Source organism: Akkermansia sp. UNK.MGS-1, from assembly GCF_000980515.1.
GTDB classification, from domain to species: Bacteria; Verrucomicrobiota; Verrucomicrobiia; order Verrucomicrobiales; family Akkermansiaceae; genus Akkermansia; species Akkermansia muciniphila.
Window position 1 is genome coordinate 207,946 of sequence record NZ_LBCB01000008.1, and the last position, 20,006, is coordinate 227,951.

Genomic DNA, 20,006 nt, shown 5'->3' on the forward strand with positions numbered 1-20,006 from the left:
TTATTGCGGATCATCAAAAACCATTCCCCTTCACCTGGTCGGGCCACGGAACGGAACTCCCGGCAGGAGCGCCCAGCTCATTGTCCTTCTTATAGGTTGGCATCTGCGCCTTCCTCTCCCGGAGCAACCTGCCCATGACAACAGCCATTTCCCTGGTTTTCCGCGGCTCCCTGGAAGCCAGGTTTTCCTTCTCGCCGATATCTTTCCTTAAATGGTACAGCTCAAAGCTCTGGGTCAGGTGGCGGTAAATCAATTTCCAATCCCCCTGGCGCAATGCGGTGGAAGAAGTATACTGAGGCGCCTGCCGACTGCCTTCCCCCCAATTATTCGGCTGGTGGAACAAAAGGGGGCGGTCTTCAGGAAACCGGCCGCCTTTGAGCAAAGGAACCAGGCTTAAGCCGTCAAGCTTCTGCGGAACTTCTACGTTCCGGCATCCGGCGATATCCAGAAGAGTTGGGAAAAAATCGTCAATAACCACCGGGACGGCACACCTTGAACCGCCCTTCGTCACGCCCGGCCAGGAAACAATCATAGGCTCCCGGATACCGCCTTCCATGCACGACCCCTTGCCGAAGGAAAGAGGGTAATTGGCCTCTTCATTGCCCAGTCTGCCGGAGATGGCCAGGCCTCCGTTATCCGACATAAACACCAGTACGGTATTTTTTTCCAGATGATGTTCCCTGAGATACTTCATGATATCCCCCAGGCTTTTGTCCATCCCCTCGATCAGCCCGGAATAATGCTTCTCCGTCCGGGACCACTTGTGGCCGTCCTCCGGGTTTTTGTAGGCATCCGCAAACCTCTTGTCGTAAGCGCGCTCATCCAGCGGAGAATGCAAAGCGTAATGGGCCATGTACAGATAAAAGGGCTTGCCAGCCTCCCTGGGATTGGTCCTGATGGCTTCCAGGCGTTTAATGGCCTCCCGCGTCAGGGCCTCCGTCAAAAATACATCGTCCTGGTAATAATTATTCTCATCCAGTCCGCGCACATGGTTAAACCCCTTTCCGTAATGCCTGGAACCGCGGTAATCCGCCGGATGGCCGATCTCCGTACCTGCGATATTATAATCAAATCCCATATTCAACGGATTGGAACCCGGAGTTCCCTGCGTGCCGAAATGGGCCTTCCCGCAATGGACGGTAACATAACCGCACTTCTTCAGCATCTCTGGCAGTGTAGCCGCCGTGGCAAAAGGACGCGTCATGTGATAGCGCATATCCTCCCCGGAAATGGGGCGTTTTGTCGTTCCCCTGGCGGGAGTGCCTATAGGCTGAAGGCCGTTCAACGCCCAGTCCGGAGGCAGGAGGCTCCTGCTGTTGGCGTCCGTCGTCCCGTTCTGTTCCCGTACCCAGCAGGTCACGCGGTGCCGCGCCGGATTCATGCCGGACATCAGGCTCACCCGGGAAGGAGTGCAAAGGGGATGAGCATATGCATCCGTAAACGTCATGCCCTGGGAAGCCAGCTTCTCCATATTCGGCGTCCGGTAGCGCCTGTTCAAAAAGGTTTTCTTCGGGTTGCCCTGGCTGTCGGACCAGAACGGGTGGGAAGTATCCTGCCATCCCATGTCATCTACCAGGAAAACGATGATATTGGGCTTCTTTCCGGAAACAGGGTTGGAACCATTGCCCAGAGCGGATGCCCCGGCAAACAGGAACAATGCTCCGCAGACGGCAGACATAATACAGGAAGTAAACTTCATGGTCGCAATCAACAAAAACCTTTCAGTTAAGAAATACGCGCAAACGTCTTCTTACCTTTCCCCTTTTTTCCGAAAAACGGCATCATGCCCCCGGAGCATTGGAAGCGCCTGCATTCCGCCTGGTTTAGGCTTGATTGACCCGCGGGCGGAGTATACATTCCCTCCCGTCATGTCCGAGCGCAAGAAACCATATCCCTTTGACGTTTTTGAACCTAAATGGCAACAGATCTGGGACGAGAGGAAAACCTTTAAAGTAAACAACCCCGGAGAAGAGGGCTTTGATGCGTCCAAACCCAAATACTACGTGCTGGACATGTTCCCCTACCCCAGCGGGGCGGGCCTGCATGTGGGCCATCCGGAAGGGTACACCGCCACGGACATTGTAGCGCGTTTCAAACGCATGAACGGCTTCAACGTGCTCCATCCCATGGGGTGGGACTCCTTCGGCCTTCCGGCGGAACAATACGCCATTAAAACCGGACAGCACCCCTCCGTCACTACCTTCCGGAATATAGACAACTTCCGCCGCCAGCTCAAAATGCTGGGGTTCTCTTACGACTGGGACCGGGAAATAGCAACAACGGACCATGAATACGTCCGTTGGACCCAGTGGATATTCCTCCAGCTTTACAACTCCTACTACAACAAGGAACTGAAAAAGGCGCGCCCCGTTTCCGAACTGGAGGAACAGGGATTGAGCCGGGAAGAAATCGACCAGCGCCGGCTGGCCTACGTAGCGGAAGCTGCCGTCAACTGGTCCCCGGACCTGGGAACCGTCCTTGCCAATGAGGAAGTGGAGGAATGGAAATCCAAGGGACACCGCGTGGAACGCCGCCCCCTGCGCCAGTGGATGCTGCGCATCACGGACTACGCGGAACGCCTCATTGACGAGCTGGAGCCCCTGGACTGGCCGGAATCCATTAAACTGCTTCAGCGCAACTGGATAGGCAAATCGGAAGGTGCGGAAGTGGACTTCACCCTGGACGGAGAAACGATTACTGTTTACACCACCAGGCCGGACACCCTCTTCGGAGCCACCTACATGGTTCTTTCCCCGGAGCACCCTCTGGTAGATACCGTCACCACGCCGGAACAGAAACATGCTGTGGAACAATACCGCGCCCAGTGCGCCTCCAAAAGCGACCTGGAACGCACGGACCTCTCCAAGGAAAAAACAGGGGTCTTCACCGGAGCCTATGCCGTCAATCCGGTCAATGGAAAACAAATTCCCGTCTGGATCGCGGACTATGTGCTGATGGGCTACGGAACCGGAGCCATCATGGCCGTCCCCGCCCATGACGAACGCGACTTCGCCTTTGCCCAGGTCTTCGGCCTGCCCATTCTCCAGGTAGTTCAGCCGCCCAGTGAAGACATGGACTGGCGCGGCTTCTGCGGTTATGAAGGTTCCAGCGTGAACTCCGGCTTCCTGACCGGGCTGCCTACTCCGGAAGCCAAGGAAAAAATGATCCTCTGGCTGGAAGAAAACGGCAAGGGACGCCGCAAAGTAAACTACAAGCTGCGCGACTGGCTCTTCTCCCGCCAGCGTTACTGGGGGGAACCATTCCCCATCGTATGGGAAAACGGTCACCACCGCGCCCTGCCGGAAAGCGAACTCCCCGTACTCCAGCCGGATCTGGACGACTTCGCCCCCACGGGAGACCCCCGCGGCCCGCTGGTCAAGGCTGCGGAATGGATAGCCTACACGCCCACAGCCCACCGTGAAACAAACACCATGCCCCAATGGGCCGGCTCCTGCTGGTACTACCTGCGTTACCTGGATCCGGCCAACACGGAACGCTTCGTCAGCCGGGAAGCGGAACAATACTGGATGGGCTCCGCCGGCTCCCCCGGAGGCGTGGACCTGTACGTGGGCGGCACGGAACACGCCGTGCTCCACCTTCTCTATGCCCGCTTCTGGCACAAGGTACTCTTTGACCTAGGCTACCTCAGCACCAATGAACCCTTCCAGAAACTCGTCAACCAAGGGCTCATCCTGGGGGAAGACGGCCAGAAAATGTCCAAATCCCGCGGCAACGTCGTCAATCCGGATGACATCGTCCGCGAATATGGCGCGGACTCCCTGCGGTTATATGAAATGTTCATGGGCCCTCTCAAGGACGTGAAACCCTGGGCAACCAAAGGTGTGGAAGGCATTTCCCGCTTCCTGGCCCGCGTCTGGCGCGTGGCCTTCCGGGAAAATCAGGAAGGAGAATGGGAAATCAACTCCAAACTGGTGGAGAACGCTCCGGAAGCCGGGGTGCTTGCCGTACGCAAGGAATTGCACAAAACCATTAAAAAAGTGACGGAGGACATCAATGGCATGTCCTTCAACACCGCCATCGCGAAAATGATGGAATGCACCAATGCCATGACCTCCGCGGATGTGGTGGACGTTCAGGACTATGATGCTTTCCTGACCCTGCTGAATCCCTTTGCCCCCCACCTTACGGAAGAAATACACAGCCGCCTGCAAACAGCCTTCCCGGCTCTGGCCCAGACGCAGCTTTGCCAGAAAAGCTGGCCTGAATGGGAGGAAGCCCTGCTGGAGGAAAATACCGTTCCCATGGTCATCCAGGTGAACGGCAAACTGAGGGACAAACTGGAAGTGCCCAAGGACATCTCCCGGGAAGAACTGGAAAAACAGGCCCTGGCCTCCGCCAAGGTGAAAACCTTCCTGGACGGCGTCACTGTGCGCAAGGTAATTGTCGTGCCCGGCCGCCTGGTCAACATTGTAGCCAACTGACATCCCGAAAAGCCTCCCTCAGCCATGACCATAATCTCCCCGTCCCTGCTGGCCGCTGATTTCTCCCGCATTGGGGAGGAAGCGCGGCGGGCCTTTGACTCCGGCGCCGACTGGCTGCATCTGGACATCATGGACGGCCACTTTGTGGACAACATCTCCTTTGGCCCGGAAATCTGCGCCGCCGTCAGAAAAGCGGTGGGGCCGGACCGCTTTCTGGATGCCCACCTGATGATAGAACGGCCGGACCACTACTTTGACCGCTTCGTCAGGGCTGGCGTGAACCTCATCTGCTTTCACGTGGAACTGGGAGACTCCTACTACATTCGCAACACACTCGGGCGAATCCGGGAAGCCGGAGTAAAAAACGGCCTGGCTCTCAACCCGGCCACACCCTTTGAAACCGTAGAACCTTACCTGGCGGAAATAGACCTGCTGCTGGTCATGTCCGTAGTGCCTGGCTTCGGCGGCCAGTCCTTCATGCCTTCCGTATTGGACAAGGTGGAAAAAGCCGCCGAATGGCGCACGGAAAACCGCGCCTCCTTCCTCATTCAAATGGACGGAGGAATTGGCCAAAACAATGCCGCTCAGTGTGCTCTGGCCGGAGCGGATGTGCTGGTGGCAGGCTCCTCTACCTTCAAGGCTCCGGATATGGCCCGCGCCATTGCGGAAATGAAATGACCCGCCTGGCACTTCGGAAAATCAAAAAATCCGAAAATCCGCCCTGAAACGCCGGAATCCATCCCCGGCATTCCGTCAGGAAAGAGCCCTACTCAAAACATTGCGGGACAGGCACGCCAGCCCGGAGGCTATGTCGCTGCCGTGCCCATCATGTCTCCCTGCCGGGCAAACAGCTCCAAGCCTTCTTCCGTCTTTTCCAACAAATCGGAAGCCAAACTGACTCTTCCCGGTTCAAAAAAGCACATTACCGTGGAGCCTCCAAAGGCAAAATACCCCTTCTCCGCCCCTCTTGCGGAGAAAACACCCGGAACATACGTCTCTTCAATCAACCCAACTCCGGTAGCTCCCACCTCCAGCATGGCGACCTCTCCCCACAACTCTGACCGGATCAGGGTCAAATTCCTTTTATTAGTCCATAACCACGCCAGACGGCCGCGCAGGCAATACGGAGACACGCTTGCCAGCGGGCCTCCCAGCTTCGTCCAGGGACCGGGCACCCCGGACACCGGAAAATGAAAACGGTGGTAATCCGTAGGGCACAGGCGCGACAAGACGACGGCGCCGGCCGCATACCGCTCAGCCAGGGTGTCGCTCCCCAGAAGGGAAGGCAGGTCAAAACGCTGCCCTTTCACGAAAACGTTCTTAATTCGGTCGGCGCGTTCCCAGCCCATGTGCCGGGCATCCGCGGGAAAAACGGCCGTATCCTCCCCGCCGGCCAAAGGGCGAGCTCCCGGTTTCAGGCGGCGGTAGAAAAAATCGTTGAAATGCCTGAACTCCCCCACTCCCTTGAGAGAATCTTCCATATTAATGCCGTACTCCTCCACAAAGGAGGGAATGGAGCGGGCGCTGGAAGGGCGATTCTTCAACCAACCCAGCAAACGGGAAAAAACGCCGCGTTTAATCAGGACATGCAGTGCCGCCTTCCCCGAAGCAGTGCCGTAAATCCATTGCATATACTTCTCCCCCGGTACCTGCTCCCGTTCCTCCCTGCCCGTATAGCGGTTGTAATAGCGTATGCCCTCCATGAAACCCTAGAGTGTCTTCCGCCCCTCCGTTTGTCCAGCCGAAAGAATATCCCTGCCTCCCGTTTCCAGCATGCAGCATGGGAGCTTCGCTCCTCCTCACCGTTTCCCATCCCTCTGTCCAAGGCACCCTGTCCCGCCCAGGATTCAAATACTGCGAAGCATGAGGCATCCTGTCTTTCTGCCGGGCCACTCAAACCTTGCTTTTCAAAAATGGTAAACGAGAAATACCCACGCCTTAAGAACGCTCTCCACGGCCATTCCTTCTATTCCAGCCTCCTGTCTAGATATCCCATCAAAACTCCTGAACTATGAAACGCCCCTATTTCTCCTCTTCCATTACCCTTTGATACTCCCGCCACAACTCATCAATATGATACTCGCTGCCCAAAGCATATTTAACGGCGCCATCAAACGACCACGGAACGACCTCAAGAGCACTACGGTTCAATTTGCGTAGAAATTCAGGGTCTTTATAATCCCGCAGCCACACAAAAAAATGACCTGCATGGAGGTAGCCATCCATATAACTGCCGCCCGTAGGACGGTAGGCTCCTCTATGGAATCCCCCGTTAGCTATACGAACGGCATCAGCCATCCCCTCGATAAATGCTCTAAATTCCCTGTTCGTTCCATAGGAACCTATCCCCTGGGGTTCCTGTTGGTAAACATGGGTTAGCTCATGCAACAAGACTCCTCGAATTTCAAAATAAACCTTCGCCGCATCATCATCTTTAAACAAACCCTCAATATGGCGCGTGCTGCAGGAAATGGCCACCTCTCCATTTCCTCCCCATTTGCAGGCAACTCCATCGGTATCCTCCAGCATGAAACGCAAATGGTGGACAGGAACAATACATTCTTCAGGACTCTCATACAACGTATGGAGAACAATACGGGACAACTGACGGATATAAACCTCCGTATCTGGAATCAATCGGTGAAAAATGCGGGAACCTTTACTATGCGGAGCCTTATCATCGAATGAAATGCGGCCCAAAGAAAAATTCCCCCCAGATTATATCCGAATCCTCATTCAGAACAATGGCTGAGGCATCTTTTTCCGTCTTATGCTCCGGAGCTTCCAGAATACATGAAAATATCCCCATGAACAAGCACAAACATAACCCGGAAACCAGACAATATCTTTTCATATTCGTCCAATAATACTTCCCGTCATTTCTCCTCTATCAGCCGAAAAACCAACTTCCTCCGTCAAAATATTGCATTCAACAAAAAACACAAAAATCCATCTTTCATTCTTCAGCAACAAATACCCTTATTTCAATATATCTCCCTCCCTTAATAAAACAACGATTCGTATTTAAATATGTCAAACATACATAAAAACTTCAATTCACGCACCCGTGTGGGTGCGACGGCCTGACGAATACGGTTTGAGTATCAAACATGCAACAAAGGTCTTGCGCCAACCTGATGCAAGAACCGGATGCGGTCAGGCCTGATCAAAGGGAATTTTTCTGTCAAGCTACATTTCTCAATCGCTTACAGCATGCGCCGGATTCCCGGCAATTTTCTGTGAGCTTGAGGCTGGCGCAAGCGCAGCATCCGATGTGGCATCATCTTAGAAAATCTCAGTTACTTCACGTCCGAGCCAGCGTGCACTCAATTTGGCTCATTGATGCTAACCGTTCTTTTTTACTGCGTCCAGAAACATCTTCCTCATTCCTTCACAAAACCAGGAATTCACCTACCGGAAAACAGGAATATCCGGATCTATATACATGCCTTGCTGCCACCCTAACGGCAGTCAACTAACCTGTCTTCCTCTTGCGCCGCCATGCAACAGGAGCCGCCCTTACGGACGGCTCCTGTTTAAGGCTCAATAGAAGAAGCTTGCCTCGCTCTTACAGGGCAGTCGGGATTTCCTTGCCCAGTTCAGACGCCTTTTTGGCGGAACCATCCCCGGCAATACGTTCCAGAATCACATCCTTGTAGCTCATGCCCCCCAGAATCATCGGCAGCACATGCACATCATGGGGAACCATGACGTCCAGGACATAGGCCTCAGGGGATTCAATCATCCGGGTGATAGCCGCCGGAAGCTCCTCTATGCGAAGCACACGCTCGCACTTGACGCCGAATCCGGCACAAATAAGCGGATAGTTCGGGTAGATGACATCTTCCGTTTTATGGGTAGGATCATAATTGTCGTGCGGGTCCGCCAGGAAGGTTTGGGCCCGGTTGGAATCATACTTCAAATCTTCCCACTGAACCACCATGCCCAGGTGCTGGTTGTTCAGGATAATGCATTTGACGGGCAGACGCTCCACATGAATAGTTGCCAGCTCCTGAATATTCATGAGCATGGAACCGTCCCCGTCAATATTCACTACCAGTCTGTCCGGATAAGCCAGGCAAGCTCCCATGGAGGCGGGAAGTCCATACCCCATGGTTCCCAAACCGCCGGAAGTAGCCAGACGGCGGGGCTTGTCAAACTTGAAGAATTGAGCGGCAAACATCTGATGCTGGCCCACCCCCGTGCAGATGATGGGATCCTTGTCTGCCGTCTGGCGGTAGAGCTCCTCAATGACGGCCTGCGGGGCGATATACCCCTTGCGGTCTTCATAGGAGAAGGGGTACTGTTTTTTCCAGCCGTCAATCACGCCAAACCATTCCGGCGTGCGGGTGAAGCCGGAAGATCTGCGTTCCCAGCCTTTTGCGGCCAGAGCGGAGTTGAGCACCCGGAGGGCGTCCTTCACGTTTGCGCGGATGGGATACGCCACCTTCTTGTTTTTATTGATCTCGCTGGCGTCGATATCAATGTGAACGATCGTGGATTCCGGACAGAACATATTGACGGCGCCTGTCACGCGGTCGTCAAACCGGGCGCCCAGGGCAATAACCAGATCCGCTTCATTCACGGCGTTATTCGCAAACACGGCTCCGTGCATGCCCAGCCAACGCAGGGAAAGAGGGTGGGTTTCCGGCATGGCACCAATGCCCATCAGGGTGGTCGCCACAGGAATCTGGGAACGTTCCGCAAATTCCAGAAGATCCCCGGAAGCTTCCGCAGAAATGATGCCGCCACCGGCGTAAATGACAGGCCGCCTGGCGTTTTCAATCAACGGGATGAGTTCTTCCAGCTTGTCCGCAGGGACGGGCAGCACGGGGTTGTAGCCGGGAATATCCATCTCCATGTCAAAGTCCGGTGTAAACACGGCCTCCTGCACGTCCTTGGGCATGTCAATCAGCACAGGGCCCGGACGGCCCGTAGAGGCAATGTAGAAGGCTTCCTTGATGATACGGGGCAGTTCTTCCGGTTCCGTCACCAGATAGCTGTGCTTCACGATAGGGGCGGTCATACCGAATACGTCCGTTTCCTGGAAGGCGCCGCGTCCAATCAAGGAGCGCATGACCTGAGCCGTAATCGCCACCAGAGGCGTGGAGTCCAGATAAGCATCCGCAATGGAGGTAATCATGTTGGTGGCGCCGGGGCCGGAGGTGGAAATGCAAACACCCACCTTGCCCGTAACGCGGCCATAGCCTTCCGCACCGAATGCCCCGCCCTGTTCATGACGGGGCAGGATGGTCCGTATCTTGGGCTGATGGCTCAGGGCCTGATGAATCGGCATGCTGGCGCCGCCAGGATAGGCAAAAACGACGTCTACACCTTCACGCACGAGGCATTCCACGAGCACTTCAGCTCCTGTCATGCGGGTTTTCGTCGGGGCGGATGATGTTTTGTCGTTTGTGCTCATGTGCAAATAATATTTTATTTGTTCAATAGGAAAAAAGGTTCTAACGCATTCCGGGCGCAATGTGAAGCCTTTTCCTTAAAAGGAAGAAGGGCATGGAGAAAGGAGGAAAATCCCGGAATCCCCTTCCGTACCAAATCCGGAAAGAGGAATCAGGCCAGGGATGGCCGCCGGACCTGTATGCAGTCCATTCCTGCGGCCGCGGCAGCTTTCATGCCGGGTTCGGCATCCTCAAAAACCACGCAACGGTCCGGGGATGCCCCCAGGAGTTCCGCCGCCTTCAAAAACATGTCCGGAGCAGGTTTGCCATGCTCCACCTCATCCGGCGTCAAAATCACATCAAAAAGGCCTGAAAGTCCGGCAGCAGCCAGAGTCCGGGACGCTCCCGGCATGGCGCTCCCGGTAGCTATCGCCTTGGGGGCGTCTCCCAGGGAATGCACGAATTCCACCACTTCCTGGATAGGCTGCATGCCTTCCTTTTCCAGCATTTCCAAATAAATGCGGCGCTTGTCCGCAGCTGTGGACTCCGCATCCATGTGCATGCCGTACCGTTCATTTAAAAAACGCACCACATCATTGGCGGATTTTCCGCCGCAGGAATAAAATTCATCCGTCCGGAACACATGGTCCGGAGCCCCCGCTCGAGCCAGGGCTTCACGCCATGCCCTGTAATGGAGCGGCATACTGTCCACCAGGGTGCCGTCCAAATCAAAAATATATCCTTCATATTTTTTTTCAGGCAAATCCACGCGTTTCTTCATAACGGGAGAATATAGTGCCACAAACTCCTTTTCCGGTAAAGCCCACAGTCAGCCCGTGAAGGAAAGGAATGCCTTAAAAAATACATCAAGAGCTTGACATTTTGTCCTGTTATTCTAATGTTCTTGCCACCTCGAAACGGAAACCGAACCTTTTTTAAACATGGCCAATACCAAATCCGCACTCAAGCGCATCCGCCAGACAGCAACCCGCACCGCCCGCAACCGCGCCGTGACCTCCAAGTTGAAGACCCTCCGCAAGAAAGTTGCCGCTGCAGTGGAAACGTCCGACAAGGAAGCCGCTGCTGCTGCCTACAACACTTTCTCCTCAGCCGTTGACAAAGCCGCCAAGGTTGGCACCATCCCCGCCAATCGTGCAGCCAACTACAAGAGCAAGGCCGCCAAGGCCATCGCAAAAATCGCCTGAGTTTTCACTTCGGTTTTCTGACGATTCTTTATGGCAAGCCGCTCTGTTCTGCTGAGCGGCTTGTTTTATTTTCTACTCCCATGCAGCAATCCCGCCTGGATAAAGCCAAACTGATTATTGACCGTCCCGGGGACTTCAAGGTTTGCGAAGCCTGCGGTTCCATCGTATCCCTGACTACGGCAGTGTGTCCCAACTGCAACGCCTACCGTTTTGACTCCAATACGGAATATGTCGTGGAACAAGCTGTACTGCTTGCATCCCGGGAACAACGTTCCGTTACACCGGAAGATTTGGAAATTTAGGAAACGCTCCCGCGCAGTTTTCCCTATGCTTTCTTCCGCGGCCCAGGCAACTGCGCCGTGTTACGGAAAAAACGGCCGTGCCGCCGTTGAAAGAGAACTCTTTTTTTTCTCATTCACCAAACCGGAGGCGTTTTGCTACTTGCGCAGATCCGCAATGCGGAGGATGGTGGCCTCAATCAGGTTGGCCGGGCATGAGGCGCCCGCCGTAATTCCCACCTTCAGGGATTTGCCCAGGTTCTGCACTACCGGTTCCGTAGTCATGCGGCGCACTTCCCGCGTCTTCGTATCAAAAGCATCCACATACTGGATGGACTTGATGCATTCTGCGGACTCAATGAAGTACGTGGGCACATGCTCCCTGGCAATATCCACCAGATGCGTTGTGTTGGAACTGTTGTAGCCACCCACCACAAACATGACGTCCAGAGGATTTTTCAGCAGTTCATACAGGGCATCTTGGCGATCCTGGGTAGCACCGCAAATGGTGTCAAACACATAAAAATTATCATCGTCTCCGTCCCTCTGAACAATGGCATCCTTCACCATCTTCTGGAGCGTCTGCGTCTCCGTTTTCAACATGGTGGTCTGGTTGGCGATGCCAACCTCCTCCAGATCCCGGTCGGGATCGAATCCCGGGGAACAGCATCCTTCAAACCGTTTCAGGAATGCCTCGCGGTCTCCGCGGCCCATGATGTAGTCGCACAGGATACGGGCATCCTCCAAATCGTAAACCACCAGGTATTTCCCCCTTCCCCGTTCCCCAAGAGCCCGGGAAGCCGTAGCGCTGGTTTCCTCATGGGTAGCCTTACCGTGGATAATGGAGGTAATCCCCATGGCGGCGTAATTCTTCACTCTTTTCCAGACCTTCATCACGTCTCCGCATGTCGTATCCACAATCTGCACGCCCTTCTCCTCCAGCGCATCCATGAAAGGAGTGGGAACACCGAACGCGGGAATAATCACCACATCGTCCGGAGCAACCCGGTCATAGGAGGAATCCAACTGCTTCCAGGGAAGTTTTCGAATGCCCATTTCCTCCAGCTGCCGGTTCACTTCCGGATTGTGAATAATGTCCCCAATCAGAAAAATCCGCCGGTCAGGAAACACTTTGCGTGCCGCATATGCTATATCAATAGCACGGCGCACGCCGTTGCAGAACCCGAACTCCCGGGCGAGAAAAAATTCCGTATGGCCCAGATTGTACACATTGCCCGCAGAACGGATGTGGGAAATCAATTCACTCTGGTAATGCTGCTGGATTTCCTTTTCCACCTGCTCCATTACTTCGGCCCGTCTCACATTCACTCTGGCTTTGCGGGTTGAGTCCTGATTCATGCTCCCAGCTTCCACACTTTCCTTCTTTCGTCAAGACAATCACAGCTTGCCAACCGGAGCTTTTCACGGTATGCACAGACCCATGCTCCTGGCCCTGGCCCCCATGAAAGATGTGACGGATCTGGCTTTCCTCAACACATTGAAGGACTTGAATTCCCTGCCGGATTATTTCATCACGGAGTATTTCCGGACGGTGGCCCATCATAAAAAGATGTCGCCATACATTCTGCGCTCCATTGATGAAAATCCTACAGGCCGCCCCATTTACGGACAGCTCGTGGGCCATGAACCGGAATACCTGGCAAGGGATGCGCAGGTCCTGATGGAACACGCCTGTGCAGGCGTGGATCTGAACATGGGCTGCCCCGCTCCCATCGTATGCCGGAGAAATGCGGGCGGAGGCATGCTGCGGTCCCTGAAGGCCATGGACGCGGCCCTGGGAGCGCTTCGGGACGTATTGCCCCCCGGAGCCTTCACCGTCAAATGCCGCCTGGGATACGAAACGCCGGACGAGTTTGAACGGATTCTTCCGGTAATTGCCTCCCATTCCCCGGACAGGGTGTGCATCCACGCCCGCACCGTCCGTGAGGGCTACCGCTCCCCGGTACACCCGGAATGGGTGAAATGGGCCGCAGGAATGCTGAAATGCCCAGTAGTCGCCAACGGAAATATTGTGGATGCAGCCACAGCGGAGGCATGGGTGCGGCTGGCCCGGCCAGCTGGGCTGATGATTGGACGGGCAGCCCTGCGCAATCCCTGGATATTTTCACAGCTTCATTCCCGCTTTCAGGGCCATCCTGCAGCAGACCTTACCTTCCGGAACGTGCTGCACTATATTCGCCGCCTTTATGAACGCACGCGGGAAATGCAGGAACATTATGTGGAGGAAAAACACATCCACCGCATGAAAAAATATCTGGTTTACACCGCGCGGGGACTTCCCGACACTTTTGACCATTACATGAAAAGGGCGAAAACCGCCCGCGATTTCATGCGCATTTGCGAGGATATTCTGGATAACGACGCACCCTTTGCCCCCACTCCGCCGGAAGACACGCATCTCTTTGCCCATTTCCATACCCTTCTTGCGCAAGAGGAAGCTTGTCTCCCTCCCGGAATTCAGGTATGAATTTCAACGTTCATGAATCTGCTGCCTTTCGCCCTTCTCCCGGGCCTGACCGCCGCTATTTGCGCCGCCCATGACGCCATTCAGGACGGGGTGGAGTTTCTGCGTGCCCACATGCCCGCGCAGGACAGGGGAACGGTTACGCAAGAAAGGCTGGTCCGGGAAGTCCGCCTCGCCCTGGCTGCACGGAGCCAATTCCCCTGGGCTGCCCAGGTTCCGTGGGAACTTTATGAAAATAATGTTCTCCCTTATGCCGTAGTCAACGAACCGCGCGACGAATGGAGGGAGCAGTTCCATCACCTCTTCTCACCGCTTGTTTCCCCATGCAAGACGGGGCGGGAAGCCGCCCTCGCCATCGCCTCCCACATCCAGAAAACCCTGAATGTACGCTATTCCACGGAGAGAAGAGTTCCCCACCAGGGAGTCAGGGAATCCCTGCAATCCGGCAAGGTTTCCTGTACAGGCCAAAGCATCCTGCTAATCTGCGCTCTTCGCTCCGTGGGCATTCCGGCCCGCATGGCGGGCGTTCTTACCTGGAACCACGTGCGCGGCAACCACAACTGGGTGGAAGCCTGGTGTGACGGAGAATGGAAAATGCTGGAATACAATGAAAAGGACTTCAACACCCCGTGGGTGATGTCCGCCATCAGCATGCTGGATCCCCGCAAACCGGAGAACGCCATTTATGCCACCTCCTGGAAAAAAGAACCTTCAGGAGCCTTTTTTCCTATGATATGGGAAGCCCGCTACGACGAAAAACGGCACGCGCTGGCTTTCCCTCCGGAAAGCCGTACCGTCCCCGCCGTCAATATCACGGACCGCTACATGAAACTGGCGAATGAATGGGTGGCGGCCCAACCGGAATATGTGCCCGGCAGCCGGCTGATGCTGGACATCAGGGAAGAGAGAAAAAACGGTGCCAGAAGGCTTCCCTTGCACGTCGTCCTCAAATCGGAAGAAGGGAAAGTTCTGGCGGAAGGCATTACACCCGGACCGTCCGACGACATGAGGAAGTTTCTTGAGGTACTCCTGCCGGACAATATTTCCCGCGGCATGCTGGAGTTCAAGCTGCCTGACGGAACCGTGCGCCATGAACCTGTGGCACACACGGAAGCTCCGGTACAGATTTTGAACTTCTTCGTGTCCGCTCCATGAAAATTCCCCTGTTTTTCAATAACACGGCGCGCAGCGCCAGAGCCGGTCGATTCCGCCGCTGGCTGGATCAGCACCGGGATTTTTTTAACGTTATTGAACCGGAAAGCAGGGAAGACATGTTGAACCATTTGGTTTCCCAGGTGAATTCCGGAGCGCCCGCCGTGGCTGTGGCGGGAGGGGACGGCACGCTGGGAATCGCGGCAAGGGCTCTCTGCAATACGGAAACGGCGCTGGCCCCCTTCCCTGCGGATACTATGAATGTTTTTTCACGGGAAATAGGAATCCGTCCGGATTTCGACCACGCCCTGCATATTCTGAACACGGGGCGTTCCAAAAATGTGGACCTGTTCGCATTCAACGGGCAAGTTTTTCTTCAAATGGCGGGCATTGGCGCGGACGCCCGCGCCGTAGAACTGACCACGTGGGAAATGAAAAAAAATGGAAAGCCTTCGCCTACGTAATTGCCGGCGCCCGGGTCTCCTCGTGAATCTTGTCAAGAGAAAGGATGAGTTGAAAGTAGCAACCAGCCTCGGCTCCTTTCTGCCTATCATCACCAAGGGAATTAAATTCCTTAGATTTCAGGAAACGAAGATAAAACTTGGAGACGAGGTCGTCATATACACAGTCCGGTACTACGAACATGCCTACACCATAATATTTTTCATTGAGCAGGGAGATAGCATCTTTTAGTTCCTAGGCGTTCATGTATTTAGGATTCTTCATCTTTTTCCTACTGTATATTTCCACTGCCTGTACACTCCAACGTTGGAGCCAGAAAAGCGAAGCCGTCCAATCCTATCTCCATCCTCATTCATCAGGGGGACTTCAACACAAAGCTTCCCCTTGTCGTAAGTGACTTGAACCGCATCGGCTGGCACGTCCTTGGCATCATACCTTACTTGGTCACCTAAGTAGACTATTATTCGCTCGTAGGTTCCTCTCGTTATTTCGGGCCCCGAATCCTCACAAGAAGGGAGGATGATAGTAAAGACAAGGGCAACAATCACTAGCTTATAATTCATGTATCCAAGAATTTTCATTTTTTCCTATGGTTCAATATATTTTATAATATATCACGCTAACGTTAGCTCCTTGAATACAAATCTGTCCAATCTTATCCCCGTTCTTGTTCAGCTGAGGGACATAGACATTAATACCCCCCCCAGGCGCGCGCGTAACTCGAACATCCTTGGAATTCAGATACTTGGCGGTATATCTTACTCGATTACCTATGGAGACTCCGACTTCCGAATAGTCTTCTTCCTCTTCTCTAGACCACGAAAGTTTCCGACCGAAGACGATAAAGACAAAAAAGATGAATACAGCTGCCGCAATATAAATTGATCTATCGATACACATACATTTATTTATAATAATTAAGATTATAATTCACAAGTTCAGATTTATCCACATAATTATACATAGATAATTCCAAGATCTTGGAGAAGATTATTTAGCTCGCCACCGAAAGCATTCTGAAACGAGAATTACCTCCCTCCTCATTATCTTCCAGCTTGTCCGGAAAGTTGTCCCGGCAATAGGCAATCACCATATGAACTGCGATGAAGAGAACGGAAGCCTTAATCATCGTATGTGAATCTGTGTGCATGTTGCATACATATTCCAGATCCTTTGTAAAAGCAACAAGGTTTTCTGCAACGTTGCCAATAATGAATTCCATTCCAACTTATGCAGAAGCTTTTTACCCGGGAAAAATTTTTGCGGTATAGCCTCCCATTTCATGGGCCTTTTTGACAACTGCGTCAATGTCTACTCCCTTCGCTAATCTAAAGGCCGGGCCCCATCCCTCAACTTAATCATTTCCCATTTAGCACCAGATACTTAAATCAAATCAGGATATTAGCCACCTGTTCCTGTATCTGACCGAGGGATATTTCCGGTCTTTGTTTGTCTATTTCGTTTCCCATTGATTTAGTGCATGATTTAGAAAATCATCGGGACAGGATTTATGGGTGAGGGTCAACCTTCTTCTTTACTACTTATGTTGATTCAGTTTAAGGGATTCACCAGAGTCACAAGAGCACCGTTTTTATCTCTCTGTGCTCTAGCATTAAATATCATAGTATAGTACGGAAAAACAGCCGCGCCTCACCCTGACCACAGATGAAGGCCGGGTACTGGAAGGACGCTCCATCATCTTCGGCAACGGGCGCAAATATGGCGGGCCGCTTAACTTCTTTGCTGAAGCGGACAACAGTGACGGCCTTCTGGACGCAGTAGTATTCAGGCATTCCATTACTTCCATCATCGGGGAATTCCTGATGGCCGCAGTCCAAGGGGGCTTTCATTCCCGGAGGAGCGGCAGTTTTGAATACATCCGGATGACGGGGGGAACCGTCACCTCCGCCGGACAGGCCGCCTGCGAACTGGACGGCGATTATGCAGGAAACGCTCCGGTCCGCATCACCCGCCCCGGTTCGCTGAAAGTGTTCGTCCCCTGAAACGCAGCGGGAAAACAGGGCCTTTTTGACAGAAGCCAGGAATCCCCCAGCCCCCCTTACCTTCTCCATGAAACCGTAAACAAGCCGTACCGGAAAAACCGGTACGGCTTGTGAACAGGAAGAAAGCTTCCGCAGGGAATGCGTTACATTCCCATAATCTGATAACCGCCGTCCACGTAAATCACCTGCCCGGTGATTGCGGCTGCGCCGTCACTGGCCAGGAAAACGCCGGTGGCTCCCAATTCCTCACCCGTGCAGGAACGGCCCAGAGGGGCATGCTCCTCATACACCTTGAACATGGTGTTAAAACCGGAAACGCCGCGAGCAGCAAGCGTCTGCATGGGGCCTGCACTGATGCAATTGACACGGATACCGCGGGAACGGCCCAAATCATAAGCCAGATAACGGGTGCAGGCTTCCAGGGCAGCTTTGGAAACTCCCATCAGATTGTAGTTAGGAACCACTTTTTCGGATCCCAGATAGGACATCGCCAAAATGCTGCCGTTGTCGGACATCATGGGTTCCACGGCGCGGGAAAGAGCTACCAGGGAATAAGCGGAGATATCCAGGGAAATCTTGAACGCCTCGCGGCCCGTTTCCAGGAAACTGCCGCCAAGAGCCTCCTTCGGGGCAAAAGCCACGGAATGCAGCAGACAATCTACTTTATCCGTATGTTGGCGGACCCTTTCAAAGAAAGCGTTAACAGATTCATCACTGCTGACATCCAGATCATAAACGGGAACATCCTCTCCGAAGTTCTCATGGATCAGCTTGAGAACTCCGTCCTTGAGACGTTCTCCCTGATAATTGAAGATGAGCTTTGCGCCCGCTTCATGCCACGCCTTGGCAATTGCGAACGCGATGCTGCGCTTGTTCGCTACGCCGACTACGACACCAACTTTGCCTTCGAGTAATTTACTTGACATAATGGTAACTGAATACTGCCTTACTTTCCTTCATTTGACAAGAAAAACGGACGTCACGGCATTTTCGTCAGGCTCCCGTCTGCTGGCGGCACGCTTTGACCGTATTAGCCATCAACATGGCGATAGTCATCGGCCCCACGCCGCCGGGCACGGGAGTAATGGCCCGGCACTTGGGAGCCACCTCGTCATAGGCTACGTCTCCCACAATCCGGTAGCCGCGCTTGGCGGAGGCATCTTCCACACGGTTGATGCCCACATCCACCACTACGGCGCCGTCTTTCACAAAATCAGCCGTCACAAAAGCGGGCCGGCCTATGGCTGCCACGATGATATCAGCGGAACGGCAAAGTTCCGGCAGGTTTTTCGTACGGGAATGAGCCACGGTTACGGTAGCGTTTGCCTGTTTGGACATCAAAAGATGCGCCATCGGTTTGCCCACAATCATGCTGCGGCCAATGACCACGGCATTCGCTCCCGCCGTTTCAATGCCGGCGGCCTTTAACAGCCTCATACAGCCCAGAGGGGTACAGGGCACAAAACCGGTCTCATCTTCCAGCACCAGCTTGGCGACATTCTCCGGATGGAAGCCGTCCACATCCTTGGCAGGGTCTATTTCCAGGACCACGGCCGCCTCGTCGATATGGGGAGGAGGCGGGCTTTGCACCAGTATGCCGTGGACGGCAGGATCCACGTTCAATTCACGGACAATCCGGAGCAGTTCTTCCTGGGAGGCGTCGGAAGGGAGAACTATTTTACGGGAATTCATCCCCAGCTCCGCACACTTTTTCACCTTGGAATTTACATATACCTGGGAAGCGGGATCTTCCCCTACCAGAACCACGGCCAAACCGGGCGTTATTCCCTGTTCCCTGAGCCGGGCAATATCCCTTTCAACCTCTTCCAGCACCTGGGAAGCTACTTGTTTTCCATCGATGATTTGCATAATAATGATTGGTTAAGAGGCGGGAAGTCCGGAAGCCCCTCGCCAAGCAGCCCGGCCAGAAGACGGGCATAATCCGCCACCTGTTCATCCGTTGCGTCCGGAGGAATGAACAGGCGCTTTTTCCATAGAATATTTACGTTGGAACACGGTTTGGGAATGGCATAGCGGTCCCAGGTCTTGTTCAAACGCCAGCAGCTTTCATATTCGATGCATACGGGAACGATGGGCAGCCCTGACTGGGAGGCCAGTTTGACAATACCGTGGTGCACTTCGTAAATAGGGCCTCGCGGACCATCCGGAGTAAAACAGAAGCAGACGTCCCCCTCCTGGATCTTTCGCATCATTTCCATGTAGGCCAGAGCCCCCCGCCGTCCGGAAGATCCCCGGACGGCACCCAGGCCAAAATGCCTGCATACGGCCTCCACCAGGGCGCCGTCCTTGCTGGCGCTGGTAAGCACACTCATCTTGAGCGGCTTCTGGGCCAGGGACCACGCATAACCCGGCACCATCGTGCGGTTGTGCCAAAGGGCTACCAGAAAAGGCGCCGTATAAACATCATCATGCTCCTCCTTGATGGAACGGATATTCAGGCTCATGCAAATGGGCTGGAGTACGGACCACAGGCCAAATCCGGCCAGCCTGGTCCACCAGCGGGAACGCTTTTCAGATGTTTTCCGAACAATAGGATTGAGCAGCAGCATGGAGTCCTGA

18 protein-coding genes and 1 pseudogene are annotated in these 20,006 nt (G+C 54.0%); 8 read left to right on the forward strand and 11 right to left on the reverse strand.

Annotated elements, in window-relative coordinates; all coding sequences use genetic code 11:
- Positions 1–13: 13 nt before the first annotated feature.
- Positions 14–1,699 carry a sulfatase gene (locus tag WW58_RS04530; protein ID WP_232051405.1) on the reverse strand — a complete coding sequence of 562 codons (1,686 nt, stop codon included), beginning with the start codon at positions 1,697–1,699 and terminating at the stop codon, positions 14–16.
- A 169-nt stretch (positions 1,700–1,868) separates the two neighbouring features.
- Between WW58_RS04530 and leuS the strand changes: the two genes are divergently transcribed.
- Positions 1,869–4,442, forward strand: a complete 2,574-nt coding sequence (gene leuS, locus WW58_RS04535; protein ID WP_046435859.1) for a leucine--tRNA ligase — start codon at positions 1,869–1,871, stop codon at positions 4,440–4,442.
- A 24-nt stretch (positions 4,443–4,466) separates the two neighbouring features.
- Positions 4,467–5,120, forward strand: a complete 654-nt coding sequence (rpe, locus tag WW58_RS04540; protein WP_031931165.1) for a ribulose-phosphate 3-epimerase — start codon at positions 4,467–4,469, stop codon at positions 5,118–5,120.
- Between the two features lie 128 nt (positions 5,121–5,248).
- Here the strand turns inward: rpe and WW58_RS04545 are convergent, their stop codons facing one another.
- From WW58_RS04545 to WW58_RS04560, 4 genes and pseudogenes are all read right to left on the reverse strand, one after another.
- Positions 5,249–6,145 carry a phosphatidylserine decarboxylase gene (locus WW58_RS04545; protein WP_022198805.1) on the reverse strand — a complete coding sequence of 299 codons (897 nt, stop codon included), beginning with the start codon at positions 6,143–6,145 and terminating at the stop codon, positions 5,249–5,251.
- A 319-nt stretch (positions 6,146–6,464) separates the two neighbouring features.
- Positions 6,465–7,296: pseudogene (locus WW58_RS04550) on the reverse strand (basic secretory protein-like protein).
- A gap of 714 nt (positions 7,297–8,010) precedes the next feature.
- Positions 8,011–9,864, reverse strand: a complete 1,854-nt coding sequence (gene ilvB, locus WW58_RS04555) for a biosynthetic-type acetolactate synthase large subunit (RefSeq protein WP_046435729.1) — start codon at positions 9,862–9,864, stop codon at positions 8,011–8,013.
- A 149-nt stretch (positions 9,865–10,013) separates the two neighbouring features.
- Positions 10,014–10,622 (reverse strand): HAD family hydrolase, encoded by a 609-nt coding sequence (locus WW58_RS04560; RefSeq protein ID WP_046435731.1) that lies wholly within the window; start codon positions 10,620–10,622, stop codon positions 10,014–10,016.
- 160 nt (positions 10,623–10,782) lie between these two features.
- On the opposite strand from WW58_RS04560, the gene rpsT reads away from it, so the two are divergent.
- Together rpsT and WW58_RS04570 are read left to right on the forward strand one after the other, a co-directional pair.
- The gene (gene rpsT / locus WW58_RS04565) at positions 10,783–11,046 is read left to right on the forward strand and encodes a 30S ribosomal protein S20 (protein ID WP_012420682.1); all 264 of its coding nucleotides are present in this window, start codon (positions 10,783–10,785) and stop codon (positions 11,044–11,046) included.
- 80 nt (positions 11,047–11,126) lie between these two features.
- Complete coding sequence (locus tag WW58_RS04570) at positions 11,127–11,348, forward strand: hypothetical protein (protein WP_022198802.1); 222 nt, start codon at positions 11,127–11,129, stop codon at positions 11,346–11,348.
- 135 nt (positions 11,349–11,483) lie between these two features.
- On the opposite strand, the gene WW58_RS04575 is transcribed toward WW58_RS04570, so the two are convergent.
- Entirely contained in the window at positions 11,484–12,683 is a 1,200-nt protein-coding gene (locus tag WW58_RS04575) for a 4-hydroxy-3-methylbut-2-enyl diphosphate reductase (RefSeq protein ID WP_046435734.1), read from the reverse strand.
- 70 nt (positions 12,684–12,753) lie between these two features.
- Here WW58_RS04575 and WW58_RS04580 point away from each other — a divergent pair, with 70 nt between their 5' ends.
- The 3 genes from WW58_RS04580 to WW58_RS04590 are packed head-to-tail and all read left to right on the forward strand — an operon-like array spanning position 12,754 to position 15,425.
- A complete protein-coding gene (locus tag WW58_RS04580; protein WP_012420680.1) occupies positions 12,754–13,812 on the forward strand; it encodes a tRNA dihydrouridine synthase in 1,059 nt (352 codons plus the stop codon).
- A 12-nt stretch (positions 13,813–13,824) separates the two neighbouring features.
- A complete protein-coding gene (locus WW58_RS12980) occupies positions 13,825–14,964 on the forward strand; it encodes a transglutaminase-like domain-containing protein (protein WP_215833432.1) in 1,140 nt (379 codons plus the stop codon).
- On the forward strand, positions 14,961–15,425 hold the full coding sequence (locus WW58_RS04590; RefSeq protein ID WP_215833431.1) for a diacylglycerol/lipid kinase family protein: 465 nt from the start codon (positions 14,961–14,963) through the stop codon (positions 15,423–15,425). The genes WW58_RS12980 and WW58_RS04590 overlap by 4 nt, the downstream gene beginning before the upstream one ends.
- A 258-nt stretch (positions 15,426–15,683) precedes the next feature.
- Here WW58_RS04590 and WW58_RS04600 read toward each other — a convergent pair whose 3' ends face one another.
- A complete protein-coding gene (locus WW58_RS04600) occupies positions 15,684–16,004 on the reverse strand; it encodes a hypothetical protein (RefSeq protein WP_046435737.1) in 321 nt (106 codons plus the stop codon).
- Between the two features lie 413 nt (positions 16,005–16,417).
- Entirely contained in the window at positions 16,418–16,573 is a 156-nt protein-coding gene (locus WW58_RS04610) for a hypothetical protein (protein ID WP_288143406.1), read from the reverse strand.
- A 505-nt stretch (positions 16,574–17,078) separates the two neighbouring features.
- Between WW58_RS04610 and WW58_RS12985 the strand changes: the two genes are divergently transcribed.
- Positions 17,079–17,426 carry a hypothetical protein gene (locus WW58_RS12985; RefSeq protein ID WP_257228008.1) on the forward strand — a complete coding sequence of 116 codons (348 nt, stop codon included), beginning with the start codon at positions 17,079–17,081 and terminating at the stop codon, positions 17,424–17,426.
- Positions 17,427–17,569: 143 nt separating this feature from the next.
- On the opposite strand, the gene WW58_RS04620 is transcribed toward WW58_RS12985, so the two are convergent.
- The 3 genes from WW58_RS04620 to WW58_RS04630 all read right to left on the reverse strand — a co-directional run bounded on the left by WW58_RS04620 (position 17,570) and on the right by WW58_RS04630 (position 19,996).
- Positions 17,570–18,352, reverse strand: coding sequence for an enoyl-ACP reductase FabI (locus WW58_RS04620; protein WP_012420677.1), 783 nt, complete (start codon positions 18,350–18,352; stop codon positions 17,570–17,572).
- A 67-nt stretch (positions 18,353–18,419) separates the two neighbouring features.
- Positions 18,420–19,295 carry a bifunctional methylenetetrahydrofolate dehydrogenase/methenyltetrahydrofolate cyclohydrolase FolD gene (gene folD, locus WW58_RS04625; RefSeq protein WP_022198797.1) on the reverse strand — a complete coding sequence of 292 codons (876 nt, stop codon included), beginning with the start codon at positions 19,293–19,295 and terminating at the stop codon, positions 18,420–18,422.
- On the reverse strand, positions 19,268–19,996 hold the full coding sequence (locus tag WW58_RS04630; protein ID WP_022198796.1) for a lysophospholipid acyltransferase family protein: 729 nt from the start codon (positions 19,994–19,996) through the stop codon (positions 19,268–19,270). The genes folD and WW58_RS04630 overlap by 28 nt, the downstream gene beginning before the upstream one ends.
- Positions 19,997–20,006: the final 10 nt, after the last annotated feature.

Coding starts and splice junctions, on each gene's coding strand:
- WW58_RS04575 (WP_046435734.1), bottom strand. CDS start 12,683: ATGAATCAGGACTCAACCCGCAAAGCCAGAGTGAATGTGAGACGGGCC.
- rpsT (WP_012420682.1), top strand. CDS start 10,783: ATGGCCAATACCAAATCCGCACTCAAGCGCATCCGCCAGACAGCAACC.
- WW58_RS04590 (WP_215833431.1), top strand. CDS start 14,961: ATGAAAATTCCCCTGTTTTTCAATAACACGGCGCGCAGCGCCAGAGCC.
- WW58_RS04570 (WP_022198802.1), top strand. CDS start 11,127: ATGCAGCAATCCCGCCTGGATAAAGCCAAACTGATTATTGACCGTCCC.
- folD (WP_022198797.1), bottom strand. CDS start 19,295: ATGCAAATCATCGATGGAAAACAAGTAGCTTCCCAGGTGCTGGAAGAG.
- leuS (WP_046435859.1), top strand. CDS start 1,869: ATGTCCGAGCGCAAGAAACCATATCCCTTTGACGTTTTTGAACCTAAA.
- WW58_RS04545 (WP_022198805.1), bottom strand. CDS start 6,145: ATGGAGGGCATACGCTATTACAACCGCTATACGGGCAGGGAGGAACGG.
- WW58_RS04610 (WP_288143406.1), bottom strand. CDS start 16,573: ATGCACACAGATTCACATACGATGATTAAGGCTTCCGTTCTCTTCATC.
- WW58_RS04530 (WP_232051405.1), bottom strand. CDS start 1,699: ATGAAGTTTACTTCCTGTATTATGTCTGCCGTCTGCGGAGCATTGTTC.
- ilvB (WP_046435729.1), bottom strand. CDS start 9,864: ATGAGCACAAACGACAAAACATCATCCGCCCCGACGAAAACCCGCATG.
- rpe (WP_031931165.1), top strand. CDS start 4,467: ATGACCATAATCTCCCCGTCCCTGCTGGCCGCTGATTTCTCCCGCATT.
- WW58_RS04580 (WP_012420680.1), top strand. CDS start 12,754: ATGCACAGACCCATGCTCCTGGCCCTGGCCCCCATGAAAGATGTGACG.
- WW58_RS12980 (WP_215833432.1), top strand. CDS start 13,825: ATGAATCTGCTGCCTTTCGCCCTTCTCCCGGGCCTGACCGCCGCTATT.
- WW58_RS04560 (WP_046435731.1), bottom strand. CDS start 10,622: ATGAAGAAACGCGTGGATTTGCCTGAAAAAAAATATGAAGGATATATT.
- WW58_RS04620 (WP_012420677.1), bottom strand. CDS start 18,352: ATGTCAAGTAAATTACTCGAAGGCAAAGTTGGTGTCGTAGTCGGCGTA.
- WW58_RS04630 (WP_022198796.1), bottom strand. CDS start 19,996: ATGCTGCTGCTCAATCCTATTGTTCGGAAAACATCTGAAAAGCGTTCC.
- WW58_RS04600 (WP_046435737.1), bottom strand. CDS start 16,004: ATGAAAATTCTTGGATACATGAATTATAAGCTAGTGATTGTTGCCCTT.